This is a genomic window from Streptomyces sp. BV286 (assembly GCF_019090165.1).
Lineage (GTDB): Bacteria > Actinomycetota > Actinomycetes > Streptomycetales > Streptomycetaceae > Streptomyces.
Genome location: NZ_JAHRIB010000150.1, coordinates 91,319 through 111,030, shown reverse-complemented (window position 1 = coordinate 111,030; position 19,712 = coordinate 91,319). Strand labels below are relative to the sequence as shown.

General features: G+C 71.7%; 17 protein-coding genes. 13 read left to right on the top strand and 4 right to left on the bottom strand.

What is annotated here, in order from left to right:
- Positions 1-105: 105 nt before the first annotated feature.
- Together KUF83_RS25170 and KUF83_RS25165 are read left to right on the top strand one after the other, a co-directional pair.
- On the top strand, positions 106-735 hold the full coding sequence (locus KUF83_RS25170) for an ATP-binding protein (protein ID WP_217457198.1): 630 nt from the start codon (positions 106-108) through the stop codon (positions 733-735).
- A 223-nt stretch (positions 736-958) separates the two neighbouring features.
- Positions 959-1,948, top strand: a complete 990-nt coding sequence (locus tag KUF83_RS25165; protein WP_217457197.1) for a DUF5926 family protein — start codon at positions 959-961, stop codon at positions 1,946-1,948.
- Between the two features lie 243 nt (positions 1,949-2,191).
- Here the strand turns inward: KUF83_RS25165 and KUF83_RS25160 are convergent, their stop codons facing one another.
- Positions 2,192-2,896: a hypothetical protein gene (locus KUF83_RS25160; RefSeq protein ID WP_217457196.1), complete on the bottom strand. Its 705-nt coding sequence runs from the start codon at positions 2,894-2,896 to the stop codon at positions 2,192-2,194.
- A 55-nt stretch (positions 2,897-2,951) separates the two neighbouring features.
- Positions 2,952-3,617 carry a bifunctional DNA primase/polymerase gene (locus KUF83_RS25155; protein WP_217457195.1) on the bottom strand — a complete coding sequence of 222 codons (666 nt, stop codon included), beginning with the start codon at positions 3,615-3,617 and terminating at the stop codon, positions 2,952-2,954.
- A 462-nt stretch (positions 3,618-4,079) separates the two neighbouring features.
- On the opposite strand from KUF83_RS25155, the gene KUF83_RS25150 reads away from it, so the two are divergent.
- The 4 genes from KUF83_RS25150 to KUF83_RS25135 all read left to right on the top strand — a co-directional run bounded on the left by KUF83_RS25150 (position 4,080) and on the right by KUF83_RS25135 (position 10,077).
- Positions 4,080-5,591 carry a PP2C family protein-serine/threonine phosphatase gene (locus KUF83_RS25150; protein ID WP_217457311.1) on the top strand — a complete coding sequence of 504 codons (1,512 nt, stop codon included), beginning with the start codon at positions 4,080-4,082 and terminating at the stop codon, positions 5,589-5,591.
- 110 nt (positions 5,592-5,701) lie between these two features.
- Positions 5,702-7,189 carry an aminopeptidase P family protein gene (locus KUF83_RS25145; RefSeq protein WP_217457194.1) on the top strand — a complete coding sequence of 496 codons (1,488 nt, stop codon included), beginning with the start codon at positions 5,702-5,704 and terminating at the stop codon, positions 7,187-7,189.
- A 137-nt stretch (positions 7,190-7,326) separates the two neighbouring features.
- Entirely contained in the window at positions 7,327-8,694 is a 1,368-nt protein-coding gene (locus KUF83_RS25140; protein WP_217457193.1) for a PLP-dependent aminotransferase family protein, read from the top strand.
- A 90-nt stretch (positions 8,695-8,784) separates the two neighbouring features.
- Positions 8,785-10,077: an MFS transporter gene (locus KUF83_RS25135; protein WP_217457192.1), complete on the top strand. Its 1,293-nt coding sequence runs from the start codon at positions 8,785-8,787 to the stop codon at positions 10,075-10,077.
- Here the strand turns inward: KUF83_RS25135 and KUF83_RS25130 are convergent.
- Together KUF83_RS25130 and KUF83_RS25125 are read right to left on the bottom strand one after the other, a co-directional pair.
- The gene (locus tag KUF83_RS25130; protein ID WP_217457191.1) at positions 10,052-10,891 is read right to left on the bottom strand and encodes a triphosphoribosyl-dephospho-CoA synthase; all 840 of its coding nucleotides are present in this window, start codon (positions 10,889-10,891) and stop codon (positions 10,052-10,054) included. The two genes, KUF83_RS25135 and KUF83_RS25130, sit on opposite strands and share 26 nt — an antisense overlap.
- A gap of 257 nt (positions 10,892-11,148) precedes the next feature.
- A complete protein-coding gene (locus KUF83_RS25125) occupies positions 11,149-11,604 on the bottom strand; it encodes an ATP-binding protein (protein ID WP_217457190.1) in 456 nt (151 codons plus the stop codon).
- A 225-nt stretch (positions 11,605-11,829) separates the two neighbouring features.
- Between KUF83_RS25125 and KUF83_RS25120 the strand changes: the two genes are divergently transcribed.
- From KUF83_RS25120 to pheA, 7 genes are all read left to right on the top strand, one after another.
- Positions 11,830-12,651: a hypothetical protein gene (locus KUF83_RS25120; RefSeq protein ID WP_217457189.1), complete on the top strand. Its 822-nt coding sequence runs from the start codon at positions 11,830-11,832 to the stop codon at positions 12,649-12,651.
- Positions 12,652-12,779: 128 nt separating this feature from the next.
- The gene (locus KUF83_RS25115) at positions 12,780-13,520 is read left to right on the top strand and encodes a YcnI family protein (RefSeq protein WP_217457188.1); all 741 of its coding nucleotides are present in this window, start codon (positions 12,780-12,782) and stop codon (positions 13,518-13,520) included.
- Positions 13,521-13,637: 117 nt separating this feature from the next.
- Positions 13,638-14,312 (top strand): SCO family protein, encoded by a 675-nt coding sequence (locus KUF83_RS25110; RefSeq protein ID WP_217457187.1) that lies wholly within the window; start codon positions 13,638-13,640, stop codon positions 14,310-14,312.
- Positions 14,309-14,839 carry a copper chaperone PCu(A)C gene (locus KUF83_RS25105; RefSeq protein WP_217457186.1) on the top strand — a complete coding sequence of 177 codons (531 nt, stop codon included), beginning with the start codon at positions 14,309-14,311 and terminating at the stop codon, positions 14,837-14,839. Before KUF83_RS25110 ends, KUF83_RS25105 begins: the two co-directional genes overlap by 4 nt.
- A 14-nt stretch (positions 14,840-14,853) precedes the next feature.
- Entirely contained in the window at positions 14,854-16,842 is a 1,989-nt protein-coding gene (locus tag KUF83_RS25100) for a copper resistance CopC/CopD family protein (RefSeq protein WP_217457185.1), read from the top strand.
- 8 nt (positions 16,843-16,850) lie between these two features.
- Positions 16,851-18,224 carry an iron uptake transporter deferrochelatase/peroxidase subunit gene (gene efeB / locus KUF83_RS25095; RefSeq protein ID WP_217457184.1) on the top strand — a complete coding sequence of 458 codons (1,374 nt, stop codon included), beginning with the start codon at positions 16,851-16,853 and terminating at the stop codon, positions 18,222-18,224.
- Positions 18,225-18,293: 69 nt separating this feature from the next.
- Positions 18,294-19,226, top strand: coding sequence for a prephenate dehydratase (pheA, locus tag KUF83_RS25090; RefSeq protein ID WP_217457183.1), 933 nt, complete (start codon positions 18,294-18,296; stop codon positions 19,224-19,226).
- Positions 19,227-19,712 lie beyond the last annotated feature (486 nt).

Below are 19,712 nucleotides of genomic sequence, written 5' to 3'. Positions count from 1 at the left end.
CGGGTTTCACCCACGGGCCCTTACGTCCTGGCCAAGCCGTCGAATTCAGGCCATACGGTTACAGGGAGTGCTCCGGCGCGTTCGGTCCGTATTCGATCGTTGCGAGTGCGTCACTGCACGTGCATTGGCCGGTTTCCGGTCCAGTCCAGGAGGGCATCCACACCGTGGCGTGGGGCAAAGGAGGTCTCGGGGGTGGCGTTGGTGGTGGCACAGGAGGTGCCCGCGTCGTCGAGCATGGCCGTACCCCATGGCCCTGCGGGCGTGGGACAGGCAAGACACCGGATGCGGGCTCAGCTGCGCACCGGCGGTGTGGCGGAAACGGTCATCGACGATGCCGTACTGATCCTTTCCGAACTACTGAGCAACGCGTGCCGGCACGGCAGGCCGCTGGGTGACGCCCTGGCCGGGGACGGCGACGTCCTGGCCGCGTGGCGCGTCGAACCGACCGGCCGGCTCACCGTCGAGGTGACGGACGGCGGTGGTCCGACCCGTCCGGTTCCGGCCACGCCCTCGGTCACCGCACGCGGCGGCCGCGGGCTGAACATCATCACGGCCCTGGCCGACGACTGGGGCGTACGGGACGACGCCCGGGGTGAGGTCACGGTGTGGGTGGTGGTGCACAAGGACGCTCACGCGGGGCGTCGCCGCGACGACTTCGCCACGCGGGTCACGGCCCCCGCGGTGTCCGCGATACCCGACCTGGACTTCGGGGACGCCTTCGACAGCCTGGACTGAAGCGGACCCGGCAGCGGGCAGCGGGCAGCGATCAGGCACTGCATCAGACACACAAGCGCGCACAGCAGCGAGCTCGAAGCAGACGGAAGTGCCGGTTCCGGGACGAACCGAAGCCACGCTCCGGGTACGACCCGGCACGTTGTCCACAGGGTCCCGTCGGTCCTCGTACGAGCGGCTAGGCTCGCGCCCGTACGAGTCGAGCCGTAACCGGGAGACATCCACGATGGCCAAGAAGCGACCCCAGACCAAGGCCAAGCCGGCGCAGCCGAAGGATGGAGCCCGCGCCGCCGGCGCCGACGGACACGTGCCGGTTGTCGGCGCACGCGAACCCTGCCCCTGCGACAGCGGCCGCCGCTACAAGGCCTGTCACGGCCGCGCCGCCGCGCACGCCGTGACCGAGCTGGTGCACCGGCCCTTCGAGGGACTGCCGGGCGAGGGCGACTGGGTCGCGCTGCGCGAGCTGGTGCCCGCGGCCACCGTCGAGCTGCATCTGAAGGAGGCCCTCCCGGAGGGCGTTCCGTCGGTCACGCTCGCGACGGTGCTGCCGATGGCCTGGCCGGCGCTGCGCCGCGACGACGGCTCGGTCCTCATCGGCCTGCAGAACGACACGGCGTCCGGTGACATCAGCCGCGACCTGGCCGACACCCTCCAGCGTGCGCTCACCGCCGAGCCCGGTACGCCGGTCCAGGGCCGCCGCGCCCCGAGCGACGGGGTGCGCCTCCAAGACCTCCTCGACCCCGAAGGCGCGTTCGAGCCAGTTGTGCACGCGGGCTTCGAGTTCTGGGTTCCGGACGCGCAGAACTCGACCGCGGAGGTGACCGCCTCCCTGGAGCGGGCCAACGCCGCCGCGATCCCGACGGTGAAGCTCACCGGTGTCGACGCGGCGTACTGGTGCGAGACCCCCGACAAGAACCACCTGCGCTGGGTCATGCCGCACCCGGAGGAGCAGCTTCTGGACGCCCTCGCGCGGCTGCACGCGGCGGGCCGGTCGAGCCTCGGCGAGGGCACCCGTCTCGTGGGTTCCTTCCGAGCCCACGGCCTCACCGTCCCCGTCTGGGACCTGCCGACGGGTGTCACGGCGGAGGACGTCGAGAAGCCCGCGGCCGAGTTCGCCGAGCGGCTCGCCGCCGCGCTGGCCACGGACGCACCGCTCACCGCGGACGAGCGCCGGGCACGCGGCGGCCTCACCAACCGCCAGGTCACCCTGAGCTGACACACAGCGGGCGCCCGGCCCCGGCTGACCGACCGGTCAGCCGGGCGACAGGCGTGCGGAGCGGGTGACTCCTGTCACAACTCCCGGACGTCACAAGCGAATCGGTGTCCGAATAGCCGAGATCGAATTTGCGAACCGCCGATCTCTTGTTACCGTTTCTGTAGCCCGGTTGCTGGTGCATCCCCCGTCGCCAGCAACCGGGTCTTTTCATGTCCGGATACGGGCCCGCCGTCGACGAAGTCCTCAACGCGCGGTCTGCGCAGGTGAGTTGCTCCCCGACCGCAGCAGCAGCGGCCCATCGGCACCCTCCGCGAACTCAGCGACCGCCGTGTACGACGGCGCGTCCGCGGTCGTACGTTCCCGCGGCGTCTCGCACAACCCGGGCTCGTCGTCCGCTCCCACCACGCAGTGCATCCGCACGGTGCGGTCTCCGGGCGCCATGAGTGTCAGTACGGACGTGAGATCGTCACCGGTCGCGTTGCGGTAGTAGGTACGCGCCCAGGTCTCCCGCCCCTGTGTCAGCACGCACGTCTGGGCCTCGATACCGCCCGGCGAGGTGAGTTCGGGACCGCAGCGGGCCGCGGTGGCGAGCCCCACACCCAGTGTCAGGGGGTCCTCGGGCGCTGCGGCGGGCGAACCTGGCGCCCGGTCGTCGGTGCGGCCGGCGCCACGGGCCTCGTCGGGGAGGCGGCCTCCCGCGTCACTGCCGCCGCCGGAGGCCCGCCCGCCCGGAGCGCGGTCCGCGGAGGTAGCTGCGCGGCCCGCGGCTCGCAGGGCATCGCCGGAGGCGTGTACGGACGTGTGTGCGGACGCGGGGGCCTCGCCGCCCGTCGGCCCCGCGGAGGCCACGGCGAGCGGAAGCGCGACCGTGAGCACGACGATGCCCGTGAGCATCATCAGGCGGACTCTTCGGGGGTCCAGGGGCCGTCCCCCGGAGTGACGCAGCATGAAAGGGACGATAACGAGCAAGGCGGGCGCGCGGCGGGCCGCGCGCCCGAGTGCCCTACAACTCGGGGGCGCTCACACCCGTACGAGTGAGCGCCTCCACCACCGCGTCCACCACGGCCTCCACGTCGGGCACCCAGGGGGCGGCCGAACCGGGCAGTGGCGCCCTCTCCCAGCGGATCGCGCCCTGGCCGGTCTCGGACGGGGGCAGGGCCACGTAGCCGCCCTCGCCGTGGAAACGCAGCGAGCCCGGCACGAAGTCCTTCGCGTAGAGCAGTTCGCCCAACTGCTCCAGGGAGTACGGCTTCACGAGCAGCGCCCACCGCGTCGGGGCCGCGATCACGGGGCCGAGGCGCATCCCCGTGTGGTCGAGTGCGGCGAGCGCGCGGGCGGCCGCCGGTGCCGGCAGGCTCACCGCGCACGGGGCCCTGCCTCCGGTGGCGAGGATGATCGGCGCCGTGGGCCGGTTCGTCCACCACCAGCGCGCCATGCGCTCGTCGGTGGTGGCCGCGAGGAGGCCGGGGTCGAAGGGATGGGCACCGGGCACCGTGCACTCCGAGTCCGGGCACCCGCATCGGGCCCGCCCCTGCGGGTCCGGGGCCACACCCGGCAGTACGGGCCACTCCCATGCGGTCGCGAAGGTCAGGGCCGCGCTGAGCATCTCAGGCCTCCCGTCGTTTCGCCTGGACAGGAGCCTGCGTCGCCTTCCGAGGATCTCGCGCATGTGCGCTCGTTCCTTTCCGTTGAACGCCGAGGAACCACATCACACCATGTGTCGATCACTTCACTGTGCGTACCTGCTGGCGCATCACACCCTTGTCCGAGACAAGGGGAACCCCTATGGGCCGATCATTGGCTGCGTCCGCGTCCATACTGCGTGTGTCTGAAGCACGGGCATGGCGTGGGGTGGCGGCGCCTGGCGTTTACTGTCGCGCGTATTTCTAGCCGCCTCCGCCACGGGAGGATGGGGCACGGTCGTCAGTGGTTAAGACGCCCGGGTCCGTCGCCAGGTTCCGGGACGATCCCAACCACCCCTGGCCTTCACCGAGTACGTACCCATCACGACCGCTGTGACGCTCTGTCGAGCAAGGCCAGTCGACCGCAAAGCACCGAGACTCGAGTCAGTTTTCAGTCAACTTTACATTCCCGCAACGGTCCCATGGACACCAGGAATCCCGGCAGGACAATGCTGGACATCCCCTTACGAGTGCGTGTACATGTGGAGACACTGCCAGCGGCGCAGAATGACATGGGGGTTTGCGATGCTATTGAGCAATACGCACCGGTCGGAAAGCCGGACACCATGAACGCCCCTCACCTTCCGAAAGTGGCCGGAATCGATTCAACGGTTCCGGCACCCGCACACACTGTCGCGCCTACACGTGCCACCACGGGTCCCGAACCGACCACTTCGCCCCACGCGCCCAGTGCCGTTCTCCAGGACAGACTCGCAGGCTGGGTCTCGGATCTCACCACTCTGCACGAGCTCACCGAGCGGCTGGCACGCACCGCCTCACTGGCGGACGCACTCCAGGAACTGCTGCGCGCCGGAGCCGCCCTCGTGGGCGCCCGGCGCGGCCTCGTGGTGCTGGAACCGGGCGACGGACTCGGCCCGGACACGACGATCGGCCTGGGGCTGGCCCGAGCCGATCTGGGCCACATCGAGACCGTCCCGCGCAGCTCCATGTCGTACGGCAAGATCCTCGACGGGCTCCCCGGGGGCGAGGGCGAGATCGCCCAGCCCGACCTCCTCTCCGAGGACGGGCTCGACCCGCGGCACCGCGAGGTGGCCGCCCGGCTCGGATATGCCGCGAGTTACGCGCTGCCGTTGGCCACGGAGGCGGCCGGCCGGCTGGGCGCCGCCGTGTGGCTCTACGACGAGCCGGCCGAGCCGGTCGAACGGCAGCGCCACCTGGTCGGCCTCTACACGGGGTACGCGGCCGAGCACCTGGCCCGCCTGGTGGAACTGGAGCGCACGCGCGCGTGCATGGCGACCATCTCGGAGGAGCTGCTCCCCTCCCGGCTGCCCCGCGTCTCCGGAGTCCAGCTCGCCGCACGGCACCGCACGGGTCCGCGCGGCGGCGGCGACTGGTACGACGCGCTGCCGCTGCCGGACGCCGCCCTCGGCCTCGCCGTCGGATCCGTCACCGGTTCGGGCCCCAGCGCCGTCGCGGCGATGGGCCGGCTGAGGGCCTCACTGCGGGCGTACGCCGTGATGGAGGGCGAGGACCCCGTCGCCGTCCTGTCCGATCTGGAACTGCTGCTCAGGCTCACCGAGCCGGCCCGCTCCGCCACCGCCCTGTTCGCGTACTGCGAGCCCGCGCTGCGCAAGATCACACTGGCCGGGGCCGGGCACAGCCCTCCGCTGGTGATCGGCGAGCGGCGCACCGAGTACGTGGAGACGTCGGTCTCGGCGCCGCTGGGGATGCTCGCCTGCTGGGAGGCGCCGAGCGTGGAGTTCCAGGCGGAGGCCGGAGAGACGGTTCTGCTGTACACGGACGGGCTGCTGCACCGCACCGGTGATCCCATGGACCGGGCCTTCTCGCGGCTGCACGCGGCCGCCGCGAGCGTGCCCAGGGCACTGCGCGCGGACCCGGGCGCCGTCGCCGACCACGTCCTGCGGAGCGTGCTGCCCGACGGCCTCGCCGACGCCGACAGCGACGAGGACGTGGTGCTCCTCGCGGCCCGGTTCGAGTGAGCCGCACGTCTCGCGGGTGAGCCGCACGTCATCAGGTCTTCCGGCCCTGGGCGTCCTTCCGTACGACCGTACGATGGAGGGCGTCCAGAGTCGTATCGAGGAGGCAGATCGTGTCGGAGGCGCTCAACCCGGAGACCCCGGAAGCCGTGCTTGAAGAGGCCGCCGACCAGGCGGACGGAGAAGAGCCCGTCAAGCAGCGCAAGAACGGCCTGTACCCGGGCGTGTCCGACGAGCTGGCCGAGAGCATGAAGTCCGGCTGGGCCGACACGGAGCTGCACGGCCTGGAGCCGATCCCGCAGGCCGCGCACACGGCCCGCCGCCGCGCCGCGCTCTCCGCGCGCTTCCCGGGCGAGCGCCTGGTGATCCCCGCGGGCAACCTGAAGACCCGTTCGAACGACACGGAGTACCCGTTCCGTGCCTCGGTCGAATACGCGTACCTGACCGGCAACCTCACCGAGGACGGCGTCCTGGTGCTGGAGCCCACCTCGGACGGCCACCGGGCCACGCTCTACCTGCTGCCGCGCTCCGACCGTGAGAACGGCGAGTTCTGGCTCTCCGGCCAGGGCGAACTGTGGGTCGGCCGCCGCCACTCCCTGACCGAGGCCGAACAGCTGTACGGCATTACGGCCTCGGACGTCCGCGAGCTGCCCGACAGGCTGCGCGAGGCGACCGGCCCGGTCCGCGTCGTCCGCGGCCACGACGCCGCCGTCGAGTCCGCGCTCACCGACAAGGTCACCGCGGAGCGCGACGCCGAACTGCGGGTCTTCCTCTCCGAGGCCCGCCTCGTCAAGGACGAGTTCGAGGCCGGCGAACTGCAGAAGGCGGTCGACTCGACCGTGCGCGGCTTCGAGGACGTCGTACGGGTCCTGGACCGCGCCGAGGCGACCAGCGAGCGCTACATCGAGGGCACGTTCTTCCTGCGCGCGCGGGTCGAGGGCAACGACATCGGCTACGGCTCGATCTGCGCGGCGGGACCGCACGCATGCACCCTGCACTGGGTGCGCAACGACGGCCCCGTGCGCTCGGGGGACCTGCTGCTGCTGGACGCGGGCGTGGAGACCCACACGCTCTACACGGCCGACGTCACGCGGACACTGCCGGTGAACGGCACGTACAGCGAGATCCAGAAGAAGATCTACGACGCCGTCTACGAGGCCCAGGAGGCCGGTATCGCGGCCGTGCGGCCGGGCGCCAAGTACCGGGACTTCCATGACGCCTCGCAGCGCGTGCTGGCCGAGAGGCTCGTCGGGTGGGGGCTCGTCGAGGGCCCGGTCGAGCGGGTCCTGGAGCTCGGGCTGCAGCGCCGCTGGACGCTGCACGGCACCGGTCACATGCTCGGCATGGACGTCCACGACTGCGCGGTCGCGCGGACCGAGACGTACGTGGACGGCACGCTGGAGCCGGGCATGTGCCTGACCGTCGAGCCGGGGCTGTACTTCCAGGCGGACGACCTGACCGTGCCGGAGGAGTACCGCGGCATCGGCGTGCGCATCGAGGACGACATCCTCGTCACCGAGGACGGCAACAGGAACCTCTCCGACGGGCTGCCCCGCCGCTCCGACGAGGTCGAGGCGTGGATGGCTTCGCTGAAGGACTGAGCTGAAGGACTGATACGAAACCGATGGCCGGGTACCAGTGGGGTGCCCGGCCGTTTTTCGTCCGCGGGTGACCTGCGGCTCGGCGCGCGGGCCCCATGCCCCCGCGGGGGCCCGTCGCACGTGAGGGGAACTGATCGGTGGACTCGTTCTGGGCCGGTGTCGGTGTCGACCTCCATCTCGAACCCGACGCGGCCGACGGGCGCCGGGCCGGCCTCGAACGGGCGTTGCGCGACGCCGTGCGGGACGGGCGGCTGGCCCCCGGGACACGGCTGCCGGCGACCCGGCGGCTCGCGGACGAGCTCGGGATCTCCCGGGGCACGGCCAAAGCGGCGTACGACCAGCTCGTCGCCGAGGGGTACCTCACCGCACGGCAGGGGGCCGGCACGCAGGTCGCCTCGCTGCCCTCCGCGAGCGCGGCCGCTCCAGGGACGGCGGCACGCGCGCGTGCGCCCCGTTTCGATCTGCGGCCCGGCAGCCCCGACGTCGGTACGTTCCCGGCGGCGGCCTGGCTGCGGGCGCTGCGCCGGGCCATCGCGAACGCGCCCTCCCTGGCGTACGACTACGGGGATCCGCGGGGCCGGATCGAACTGCGGACGGCCCTGTCGGGGTACCTGGGGCGGGCGCGCGGGGTGATCGCGCCGCCCGAGCGGATCGTCGTCACATCGGGATACGTACAGGGGCTCGCGCTCCTCACACGGGTACTGGACGGTGGCGCGATCGCCATGGAGGACCCCGGGCTGCCCTTCCACCGGGACGTGGTCCGGCACAACGGCGGGGCGGTGGTTCCCGCGGAGGTCGACGAACGGGGCGTGCGCGTGCGGGGGTTGGGTGACGCGGCGGCCGTCGTCGTCACGCCCGCGCACCAGTATCCGACCGGGGTGACCCTGCACCCGGAGCGACGACGGGCCCTCACGGACTGGGCACGCGCGCGTGGAGGCGTGATCGTGGAGGACGACTACGACGGGGAGTTCCGCTACGACCGGCAGCCCGTGGGCGCTCTCCAGGGCATGGCTCCGGGGCAGGTGGCCTACCTGGGGACGGCGTCCAAGACGCTCGGGCCCGCGCTGCGGCTCGGCTGGATGGTGCTGCCGCCGCACCTGGCCGACGCGGTCACCGACGCCAAGCTGCACAGCGACCACCACACCGAGTCCATCGGCCAGTTGGCGCTCGCCGAGCTGATCACCAGCCACGCCTACGACCGGCACGTGCGCGCGTGCCGGCTGCGCTACCGGCGTCGCCGTGACCAGCTGCTGGACCGGCTGGGCGCGCGGCGCGGAGTTCGGGGCATCGCCGCGGGGCTGCACGCGCTGGTCGACGTGGCGGACGAGGGGGCGGCGCTGGCGCGGGCCGCGGAGATGGGGCTCGCGGTGGGATGCCTGGGTGAGCACTGGCACGGGCCGGGCGACGGCCGACCGCAGGGGCTCGTGGTGGGGTACGGGACGCCTCGGGAGCGGGTCTATCCGGAGGCGCTGGAAGTGCTGGGCAAGGTGCTGGAGGAGGTCTGACCTCGCGAGCTTTCCCGCCGGAATTGGACCACAGAACAGCATCGATATTGGGCCTGTATGTGAGCCCACTGCGCCCATAGCGTCGTAGTCATGAGGAAGCGAGCAGCAGCAGCCGAGGCCCCCGCGCGGACGAGCCGTCTGGTCCCGCCCGCGGGCCCGCAACGTGTCCTGGCGCTGGCCCAGTTGAGCAACTCCGTCGGGGACGGTGCCTACTACGTCACCTCCGCCCTGTACTTCACGCACGTCGTCGGGCTCGCACCCGCGCGCGTGGGCCTCGGCCTCACGATCGCGTGGGCGGTCGGCTCGGTGGTGGGCGTGCCCCTGGGCCGTCTCGCCGACCGGCGCGGACCGCGCGGCACCGCGGTGCTCCTGGCGCTGGCCACGAGCTTCGCCGTGGCGTCCTTCCTCGTCGTGCGCGGCTTCGTGCCGTTCGTCCTGGCTGCGTGCGCGTACGCCACCGCGCAGTCAGGACTCGCGGCCGCCCGGCAGGCACTGCTGGCCGGACTGGTGTCCCGGCAGGAGCGGACGGGCCTTCTCGCGCACCTCCAGTCGACCCTCAACGCCGGGCTCGCGGTCGGAGCGGGACTCGGCGGGCTCGCACTGCACGCCGGGACACAGGCGGCCTACCTCACGGTGTTCGCGCTCGACGCGGCGAGCTTCCTGCTGTGCGCGGCCGTGCTGCTGCGGCTCCCGGCCGTCGAACCGGCGCACACGCGCGCGGGAGTCGCTCGGGAGCACGTGAAGGGCGGCACACCCGGGGTCCTGCACGACCGGCCCTACGCCGTCGTGACCCTCCTCAACACGGTGCTCCTGCTGCGGATGCCGCTGCTGAGCCTGGGCATCCCGCTGTGGATCGCCGAGCGGACCGAGGCCCCGACGTGGCTGGTCTCCGCGCTGTTCGTGCTCAACACCGGCGCGGTGATGCTCTTCCAGGTGCGGATGGCCCGCGGGGTGACGGGCGCGGCGTCGGCCACGCGCGCGGTACGGCGTTCGGGGCTCGTGATGCTGGCCTCGTGCGCGGTGTTCGCCCTGTCGGCCGGGGTCTCGCCCTGGGTGGCGGTGGCCCTGCTGACGGTCGGCGCGGTGCTCCAGGTCGTCGCCGAGATGCAGCAGTCGGCGGGCTCCTGGCAGCTGTCCTTCGACCTCGCCCCGGCCGACCGCGTGGGCGAGTACCAGGGCTTCTTCGGTACGGGCGTGACGGTGGCGCGGACCCTCGGCCCGCTCGTGCTGACGGCGCTGCTCGTGGGCTGGGGGACTCCGGGCTGGCTGCTCCTCGGCGGGCTGATGCTGGCGGCCTCGTACGCGATGGGACCCGCGGTGCGGTGGGCGACGGCCGGCGGGCCCGTCGCGCCGCGGGTCAGGCAGCCCGTGCCGGCGAACTGACCCGCACCGGCAGCGAGTCCGCGAACAGGGCCCCCGCCAGCAGCCCACCGCTGCCGCGGGGGCTCCACGCGCGCGCGTGGAGGTCGTCGTCGAGGGCTGTCAGGGCCGCGCGCCCCGCCGCGGTGGCCGTGCCACCCGCTTCGAGGACGCCGCGGGCGCCCGCCTGGACGCGCCGCAGCCCGTGCGGGCCCGCCGTGTGGAGCAACTCCGTGTCCTGGAGCGTCGACATGACGGTCAGCAGGGCGTCGAGCCGCGCCTGAGACTCGGGGGCACCCGCCGAGCGGGCCGTGGCCAGCGCCTCCAACGCCCTGCGCACATGCGGGAATCCGGCTCTCGCCTCGCCGCGCGCGCCGGCCGCGCCGAACTGCGCGGAGACCGACGAACCGCGTGAGGGCCTGCGCGGCGCCCCCCGGTCGGGGTGCGCGGCGATCCGCTTGGCGGTCGCCGCCAGGTCGCACCCCGTGGCCGCGGGCTCCAGGGCGGCCGCGGCGACCAGCAGACCGAGTACCCACAGCGCGCCGCGATGTCCGCCGCCCGCCAGGGCCACCGAGTGTTCGGTGCAGCGCCCGATCGCCCCGAGTTCCGCCCGCAGCCCGGGGGTCGCGGAGCCGGTGCGGCGGGCCGCCGCCGCCATCGCCGCGAGGCCGGGCGCCAGGGCCTTGGCGGACCAGCGCAGGGAGCAGTGGTCCTCCCCGGTCGCGCGGGCGCCGAGATCGCGCGGGTCGGGCAGTCCGGGCTTGGGGGCCAGCGCCAGCTGCCCGGTCAGTGCGGTCACGGCGGCGTGGGCCAGCGTCTCGTCCTCACGGCTGCTCATCGACGTGCCCGCCTACGCCGAGGGGCCTGTGGAGGAGGTGGAGAAGGCCGACGTGCCCGGAGCGGCGCCCGGGCCGTCACCGGGGGCTCTGTCCGGGGGTGTCCCTGCGTCGTCGCACGGCCGCGTGATGCTCGTGTCCTGGTGCGTTCCCGTCGTCATGAGTAAACGCTAGGAGGGCCACCCGTCAGGAACCTGGGGGAAGGCTGTGAGCACCCTGAGAGTGCCGAAGTGCCGAAGCCGGCGGGAGTGCCGCGCCGTCAGACAGCCAGCAGCGGTACGCCCTCGCGCCACTTGAGCATCTTGTCGAAGCTGACCACCGCCCCGCCCCTGCCGGGGCTGTTGCCGATGTGGACGTGGTCGGCGAGCTCCTCGATCAGACACAGGCCCCGGCCGTGCTCCGCGTCGCTGCGGGCGGGCCGGACGGGCACCCGGCCACGCCCCGACGGGAACCCGGGACCCGAGTCGGTCACTTCGATCCGGCACTTCTCGCCGTCCAGGTACGCCGTGACGCGGTAGGCCTCCGTGGGCTCGCCGCGGACCGCGTCGCCCCCGTGCTCGACGGCGTTGGCGCAGGCCTCGCTCAGCGCGACGGAGAGGTCGTAGGAGATGTCAGGATCCACCCCCGCCGACTCCATCGTGCCGATCAGCAGGCGCCGGGCGAGCGGAACGCTCGCCGCCTCACGCCGGAGATGGAGGGACCACCAGATGCTCATGCTCCAGCCTCCTGGCCGCGGCTCGACATACCGTTACGTATTGCCGCCGAGGGCCGGGTGTAAGCGTGCTGTTGACGTGATGCCGCCCATACGGGGGATGTGCCGGCACCATCTGCCGGTGTAGGCGAGGTGCGACTCGGCCCAGAACATGATCTTCCGGACCGTACGTCATCTTGTGGACCTGCCGTACGGAGCGGACGGGGCCAGTGCGATGATGAGCCCGCCATGACTGCCCCCCACCTGCGCACGCACACCGGAGGTGATCTCCGGGTCCTGAGGGCCTCGGTGTTCACCGCGGTCTGTGTCGTGCTGGCCGCGGCCGGTCATGCCATCGCCTCCTGCGCCACCGTTCCGCTGTGGTCGCTCGTCGCGGGATTCGTCGCCGTCTTCGCCGTCGCGGCGCCGCTCGCCGGGCGGGAGCGCTCGCTGACGGGCATCACCGTGCTCCTCGCGACCGGCCAGACCGTGCTGCACACGCTCTTCGGTCTCGGGCAGCACGGCACGGCGACCGCCGCGACCACGGGCGGGGACACCTCGCTGGTGGCCCGGGCCGCACGGCTGGTCTGCGGCGCGTCCGTCGCGACGCTCAGCCCCGCGCAGGCACAGCGGATCCTCGCCGACGCACGGCTCGACACCGGCAGCGGTACGAACAGCGCGGGCACCGCTCACGCCCTGCACGAGCAGACGGGCGCCGTGCCGGCCGCCGTCGGAGCACCGGCGTCGTTGCTGCCGTCGCTGTCGATGCTCCTCGGCCACGTTCTCGCCGCCGTCGCCGCAGGATGGCTGCTGCGCCGCGGGGACGTCGCCCTGCGGCGCCTCCTGCGGCTCTCGGCCCACGGAGTGTCGGAGGGGCCGCTCGTCTCCCTGCGCGGAGCCCTGGCACTCGTACGTGCCCTGCGCGCGGGCCTGCCCGGCGCTTGCCCTGCGGTACCGGACGCCCCGCGCGCGTGGCGGTACGAGCCACCGGTTCCGCGGACGACCGCTCTTCAGCACTCGGTCGTCCGGCGCGGTCCACCGGCCGGCGGGGCTCTCGTCCTCGCCGCCTGACACCGCGCACCACTTCGGACGTATCACTCCTGGGGTGCCGTCGTGCGGCACGCGCGCGTGCCCGCTCTTTCGCGCGCGCAATCCCCGGTTCTTCACCGCACCAGTGCTGAAAGTGGAGTGTTTCCCGTATGAAGGCTTCTCGTATCGCCGCGACCGGTGTCGTCGCCGCCTCCGCCGTCCTCGTCCTGTCCGGCCCCGCGTTCGCGCACGTCAGCGTGCAGCCCGAGGGCACGGCCGCCAAGGGCGGTTACGCGACGGTCAACTTCAAGGTGCCGAACGAGCGCGACAAGGCCTCGACGACCAAGCTGGAGATCAACTTCCCGGCCGACCACCCGCTCGCGTCGGTGATGCCGCAGGCCGTCGACGGCTGGAACGTCAAGGTCACCAAGTCGAAGCTCGACAAGCCGCTCGAACTGCACGGCGAGAAGATCAACGAGGCCGTCACCAAGGTCACCTGGACCGCGGACGGCAAGGGCATCCAGCCCGGCTACTTCCAGAAGTTCCCCCTCTCCATCGGCGCGCTGCCCGAGGACACCGACGAACTGGTGTTCAAGGCGATCCAGACGTACTCCAACAAGGAGGTCGTGCGCTGGATCGAGACCCAGGAGAAGGGCGCGGAGGAGCCCGAGACGCCGGCTCCGGTGCTCGCACTCTCCGCGGCCACCGACGACCACCACGGCGCCGCCGCCTCCGACGACACCGAGAAGGGCGACGACGCGAAGGCCGCCGCCAGTACCTCGACGACCGAGGCCGCCTCCGGCGACAGCAGCGACACCACGGCCCGTGTGCTGGGCGTCGTGGGAATCGTCGTCGGTGTGGCGGGCGTGGCGTTCGGCGTTCTCGCCGGCCGTCGGCGTACCAACGCGTAAGTCCGGTCCGACCCGACCCAACGTCGGACGCCCCACCGGCATCCCCGGCCGAACTCCGGCCGGGGATCCGGGCCCACGCAGTGGAATGCGGGTGCGGCGTCCCCGGGAGAATGCACTATGCACAAGAAGACGTACGCCGTGGCCGCTCTGTTCGCCGCGGCCGCTCTGACCCTTTCCGGCTGCGGCAGCGGTGACGGCGACAGTGGCAACGCTGTCGCCGAGGTGTCCACGGATGCCGGCTCGGACAAGGCCGCCACGGTCCTCGACAAGCCGTTCGAGAAGCCGGACCTCGTCCTCACCGACACGCACGGCAAGAAGTACGACCTCCGCGAGGCGACCAAGGGCAAGCCGACGCTGATCTACTTCGGCTACACCAACTGCCCGGACGTCTGCCCGCTGACGATGAACAACATCGCTGTCGCCGAGAAGCAGCTGGCCCAGGACAAGAAGCTGTCCCAGGCCGAGAAGGACTCGCTGCGCATCGTGTTCGTCACCACCGACCCGGAGCGGGACACCCCCGCCGCGCTCGGCAAGTGGCTCAAGGGCATCGACCCGGACGTCATCGGTCTGACCGGCTCCTTCGACACGATCCAGGCGGGCGCCCGGACGCTCGGCATCTCCATCGAGGCGCCGAAGAAGGAGAAGAACGGCAAGGTCACCTCGATGCACGGCACGCAGGTCATCGCCTTCTCCCCGAAGACCGACGCCGGTTACGTGCTGTACGGCGAGGACGCCACCGTCGACGACTACACCAAGGACCTCCCCGAGCTGATCAAGGGCGAGAAGCCGTGACCCGTCGTACGGCGACCGCGACTCGTACGGCGACCGCGACCGCCCTCGCCCTGGCCGCCTCGCTGGCCCTGGCGGGCTGCGGCGACTCGGACCCGGCCCCGTCGGACGGCGAACTGTCGGTCGGCTCGGCCTACATGCCGCAGCCCGTCTCGGACTCCATGGCGGCCGGTTTCCTGGTCATCGCCAACGGCGGCGGCGCGGGCGACAGGCTCTCCTCCGTCACCAGCGACGTCGCCGGCGAGGTCACCATCCACCGGACCGTCGGACAGACGATGGAAGAGGTGAACGACCTCGACGTCCCGGCCCACGGCAAGCTCGTCCTCGAAAGCGGTGGCGACCACCTCATGTTCGAGAAGCTGAAGCGCAAGCCGAAGGAGGGCGACACGGTGTCCCTGGAGCTGCACTTCGCGAAGTCCGGGCCCCTCAAGGTCGAGATGCCGGTGAAGTCCGCCGTCTACCGGCCGTCGGCGGCGACCGGCTCGTCCACGCAGTCGTCCACGCAACCGTCCACGACGTCGCACCACTGAGGGAGGGACCACCGTTGAGTCAGACCATCGCTCCCCGGGTCCGGACGCTGCTGTTGCTGCTCCTCGCCGTCACCGGCGCGCTCCTCGCCGGAGCCGCGCCCGTCTCCGCGCACGCCGCGCTGACCGGCAGCGACCCCCAGCAGGGAGCGGTGGTCGACGAGGCGCCCTCCCAGGTGTCGCTGACCTTCTCCGAGCAGGTCGCGATGTCCGACGGCTCGGTGCGCGTGCTCGATCCCAAGGGCAAGCGCGTGGACACCGGCAAGACGTCCGGGCTGGGCGGCACCACCTACGCCGTGAAGCTGCACTCCGGCCTGCCCGACGGCACGTTCACCGTCACCTACCAGGTGGTGTCCGCCGACAGCCACCCCGTCGCCGGTGCCTTCACCTTCTCCATCGGCGCTCCCTCGAAGACCTCCGTCGCGGTGTCCGACCAGGAGGCCGGCGGCGGGGTCGTGGGCGGGCTCTACGGCTTCGGCCGCTACCTCTCGTACGCGGGGTTCATCCTTCTGGTCGGCGGAGCGGCCTTCGTGCTGACCTGCTGGCCGCGGGGCACCGGCGTGCGGGCGGTGCAGCGGCTCGTGGTGTCGGGGTGGCTCGCCCTGACCGGGGCCACGCTCGCCATGCTGCTGCTGCGCGGGTCGTACACCGGCACGGGGAAGGTCGGCGACATCTTCGACCTGACCCTGCTCAGCCAGGTGCTGCAGACCAAGACGGGCGCCGCCCTGGTGTCGAGGCTGCTGCTGCTCGCCGCGGCCGCGCTGTTCATCGCCGTGCTCTTCGGCGCGTACGAGAAGCGCGACGACGAGGAGGAGAAGGGCGATCTGACCTTCGGGCTCGCCATCGGCGGGTTCGTCGTGGCGGCCGGTCTCGCCGCGACGTGGGCGATGGCCGAGCACGCCTCGGCCGGCATCCAGACCGGCATCGCGATGCCGGCGGACATACTCCACCTGCTCGCCGTCGCGGTCTGGCTCGGCGGGCTGTCGACGCTCCTGGTGGCGCTCTACCGCGCGCCGTCGATCGAACCGTCCGTCGTACGCCGCTTCTCGCGCGTCGCGTTCGGCAGTGTGGCCGTGCTGGTCGTGACCGGGATCTACCAGTCGTGGCGGCAGGTCGGCACGTGGTCGGCGCTCACCGGGACGTGGTACGGGCAGCTGCTGATGATCAAGGTCGCGCTGGTGGTCGTCCTCGTCGGTATCGCCTGGATCTCCCGGCGCTGGACCGCCCAGCTGTCGCAGGTACCCGCCGAGGAGCCCGTGAAGGCGTCCGTCGGGGCCCCCGCGGCGTCCGTCGGGGCCCCGGCGTCGCAGAAGACCGAGAAGTCGAAGCAGTCCACGGAACCCGGGAAGTCCGAGGAGCCGGAGGAGCCCGAGGAGCCCGAGAGCCGCCCGGACGAGAAGAAGACGGCTTCCGGAGGCGCTGACAGCGGGGGCGGCAAGCGGGCCGCTCAGCTGGCCCGGCAGCGAACCGCCGTGGCCACCACGCGCGAGAAGCGCCTGCGGGACGCCGACCCGCTCCGCTCGGGCCTGCGCCGCTCGGTGTTCGCCGAGGCGGGCGTCGCGATCGTCCTGCTGGCCGTCACCACCGTGCTCACGTCCACCGAACCGGGGCGCACGGAGGAGGAGGCCAAGGCCGCCACCGCCGCCACCTCGGAGCAGCCCGGCGGTGCACTGTCGCTGGACATGCCGTTCGACGCCGGGGGCGAGGACGGCAAGGGCATCGCCCGCGTCGAGCTCGACCCGGCCCGCGTGGGCGGCAACGACATGCACGTCTACGTGCAGCGGCCGAACGGCAAGGCCTTCGACATTCCCGAGGTCAAGGTCGCCTTCACGCTGGAGGCGCAGGACATCGGGCCACTGCCCGTGGTCCCCGACCGCATCGCCACCGGACACTGGACGGCGAGCGGGGTGCAGATCCCGATGGCGGGCAACTGGCAGATCGCGGTGACGGTGCGGACCTCCGACATCGACCAGGTGACCGTGGACAAGAACGCGCAGATCGGCTGAACGACACCATGGCTGAACAGTCCACTCCGGAGACCTCCCCTTCGGACGTCTCTTTCGACGGAGAGCCTCCCAAGAGGGCTGCTTCCCCCTCTGATCAGGCCCGTTCCGAAAAGGCGCCTCTTGAGGAGGCCGTTTCCCCGGAACCCCCGCGGCCCGCCTCCAGGGGCGTCGTCTCCCGGCGGCGTCTGCTCGGCACGGCCGGCGCCACCGGGCTCGCGCTCGGCGCGGCGGGCGGAGCCGCCGGATACGCCGCCGCGCCCTCCGCCGACCGGACCGCGCTCCTCAGCTCGATCGGCGCGGACGAGGTGATGTTTCACGGGAAACATCAGCCGGGCATCACGACCGCCCTCCAGGCCCGCGGCCATCTCGTCGCCTTCGACCTGACGGCCGGCTCGGGCCGCAAGGAGGCGGCCGCTCTGCTGCGGCGCTGGTCGACCACCGCCGAGCGGCTGATGGCGGGCGAGCCGGCCGCGAGCGGGGACACGGACGTCGCACGTGACGCCGGGCCGTCGTCCCTCACGGTCACCTTCGGCTTCGGCCACAGCTTCTTCGCCCGTACGGGACTGGAGAAGCAGCGCCCGATCGCCCTGGACCCGCTGCCCGACTTCTCCTCGGACCATCTGGACAAGGCCCGCAGCAACGGCGATCTGTGGGTCCAGATCGGCGCGAACGACTCCCTCGTCGCCTTCCACGCCCTTCGCGCGATCCAGCAGGACGCAGGCCGGGCGGCCAGGGTGCGCTGGCAGATGAACGGCTTCAACCGCTCTCCGGGCGCCACCACCCACCCCATGACCGCCCGCAACCTGATGGGCCAGATCGACGGCACGCGCAATCCCAAGCCCTCGGAGTCCGACTTCGACCAGCGGATCTTCGTACCCGACGCGGGCGACCCGGCATGGATGGCGGGCGGTTCGTACGCGGTCGTACGCCGTATCCGCATGCTTCTCGACGACTGGGAGAAACTCTCGGTCAAGGACCAGGAAGGCGTGATCGGGCGCCGGAAGTCCGACGGGGCGGCGCTGTCCGGCGGTACGGAGACGACCGCGATGGACCTGGAGAAGACCGACAGCGACGGCAGACTGGTCGTCCCCGTCAACGCGCACGCCCGGATCACCCGGCCCGACGCGAACGGCGGCGCGGCGATGCTCCGCCGGCCCTTCTCCTTCCATGACGGCATCGACACGGACGGCGTGCCGGACGCCGGCCTGCTCTTCGTCTGCTGGCAGGCGGACCCGCTGCGCGGCTTCGTCCCGGTGCAGCGCAAGCTCGACCGCGGGGACGCGCTGTCCACGTTCATCCGGCACGAGTCGAGCGGGCTGTTCGCGGCGCCGGGCGGGGCGGCGAAGGGGGAGTACGTGGGACAGAAGTTGCTCGAGGGGTGAGAGTCGCTCTCCGGGGCGGCAGCAGCGGAAGCGAGAGCCGGGCGGCGCAAGGCCCATTAGGGTGAGCCCATGCCAGCCAGCTACGCGTATCTCGGCCCCGAGGGCACCTTCACCGAAGTGGCCCTGCGGACTCTTCCCGAGTCGGCCACCCGGCAGCTCATCCCGATGGTGTCCGTCCCCGCCGCGCTCGACGCGGTCCGGGCCGGCGAGGCCGAGGCCGCGTTCGTCCCGATCGAGAACTCGGTGGAGGGCGGCATCACCACCACGGTCGACGAACTGGCCGTCGGCGAGCCCTTGATGATCTACCGCGAGGTGCTCCTCTCGATCACCTTCGCGCTGCTGGTCCGTCCCGGCACGAAGCTCTCCGAGATCAAGACGGTCAGCGCACACCCGGCCGCCCAGCCGCAGGTGCGCAACTGGATGAGGAACAACCTCCCGGACGTCATCTGGGAGTCGGCTGCCTCCAACGCGGACGGTGCCCGTCTGGTGCAGGAGGGGCGTTACGACGCGGCCTTCGCGGGCGAGTTCGCAGCGGCGCGGTACGGCCTGGAGGCCCTGGAGACGGGCATCCACGACGCCGAGAACGCGCAGACCCGGTTCGTCCTGGTGGGCAAACCCGCCCGGCCCGCGGCGCCGACCGGCGCGGACAAGACGTCCGTGGTCATCTGGCAGCGCGACGACCACCCGGGCGCCCTGCTCGAACTGCTCCAGGAATTCGCCGTCCGCGGAGTCAACCTGATGCTGCTGCAGTCCCGGCCGACCGGCGAGGGCATCGGCAACTACTGCTTCGCCATCGACGCGGAGGGGCACATCTCGGAGCGCCGGGTGGGCGAGGCGCTGATGGGGCTCAAGCGGATCTGTCCGCAGGTGCGGTTCCTCGGGTCCTATCCGCAGGCCGATGTCGACCCCAAGGACGTGACCGCGCCTCGGCCCGGTACGTCGGAGGGCGAGTTCATGGCGGCTGCCGACTGGCTGGCGCGCTGCCAGGACGGCCGTTTCTAGTCGGTCCTACCTGCAGATTTTCTCCGTCCACAGAGTTATCCACAGGCTTGCTTCTCGACCTGGGGACAAGTCGACAACGAAGTATGACTCAGTCGACATATCGGCCTACAGCCCACATCTCCGTCCACAGCCCCGCAGGTCACCCTTCGTCCACCCGTTTTCCTTGACCAATCCCTTAGAGCGAACCATTTCCACTCGAACGTGGGTGTAGAGAAGGTTTGACCCGGGAATTCTCTGCCCCGGATGCGGCTTTCGGAATGATCGCTTCCGATGTCCACAGATCTTTCGCACAGCCTGTGGATAACTTTTCCCGGGCACGGATTCCTGTGGACAACCCCCTCCTCAAGTCCCTTGTCCCGCAAGGAAATCGGGTCAACCCTCCACACTGCGCCTGCCCCGTTCCAGGGAACCCGGCCCGCTTTATTGACGCAATGCGAGCCAATCGGCAATTCCTCCAAAAAGGGGCAGAAGCGGCAGATCGGAATA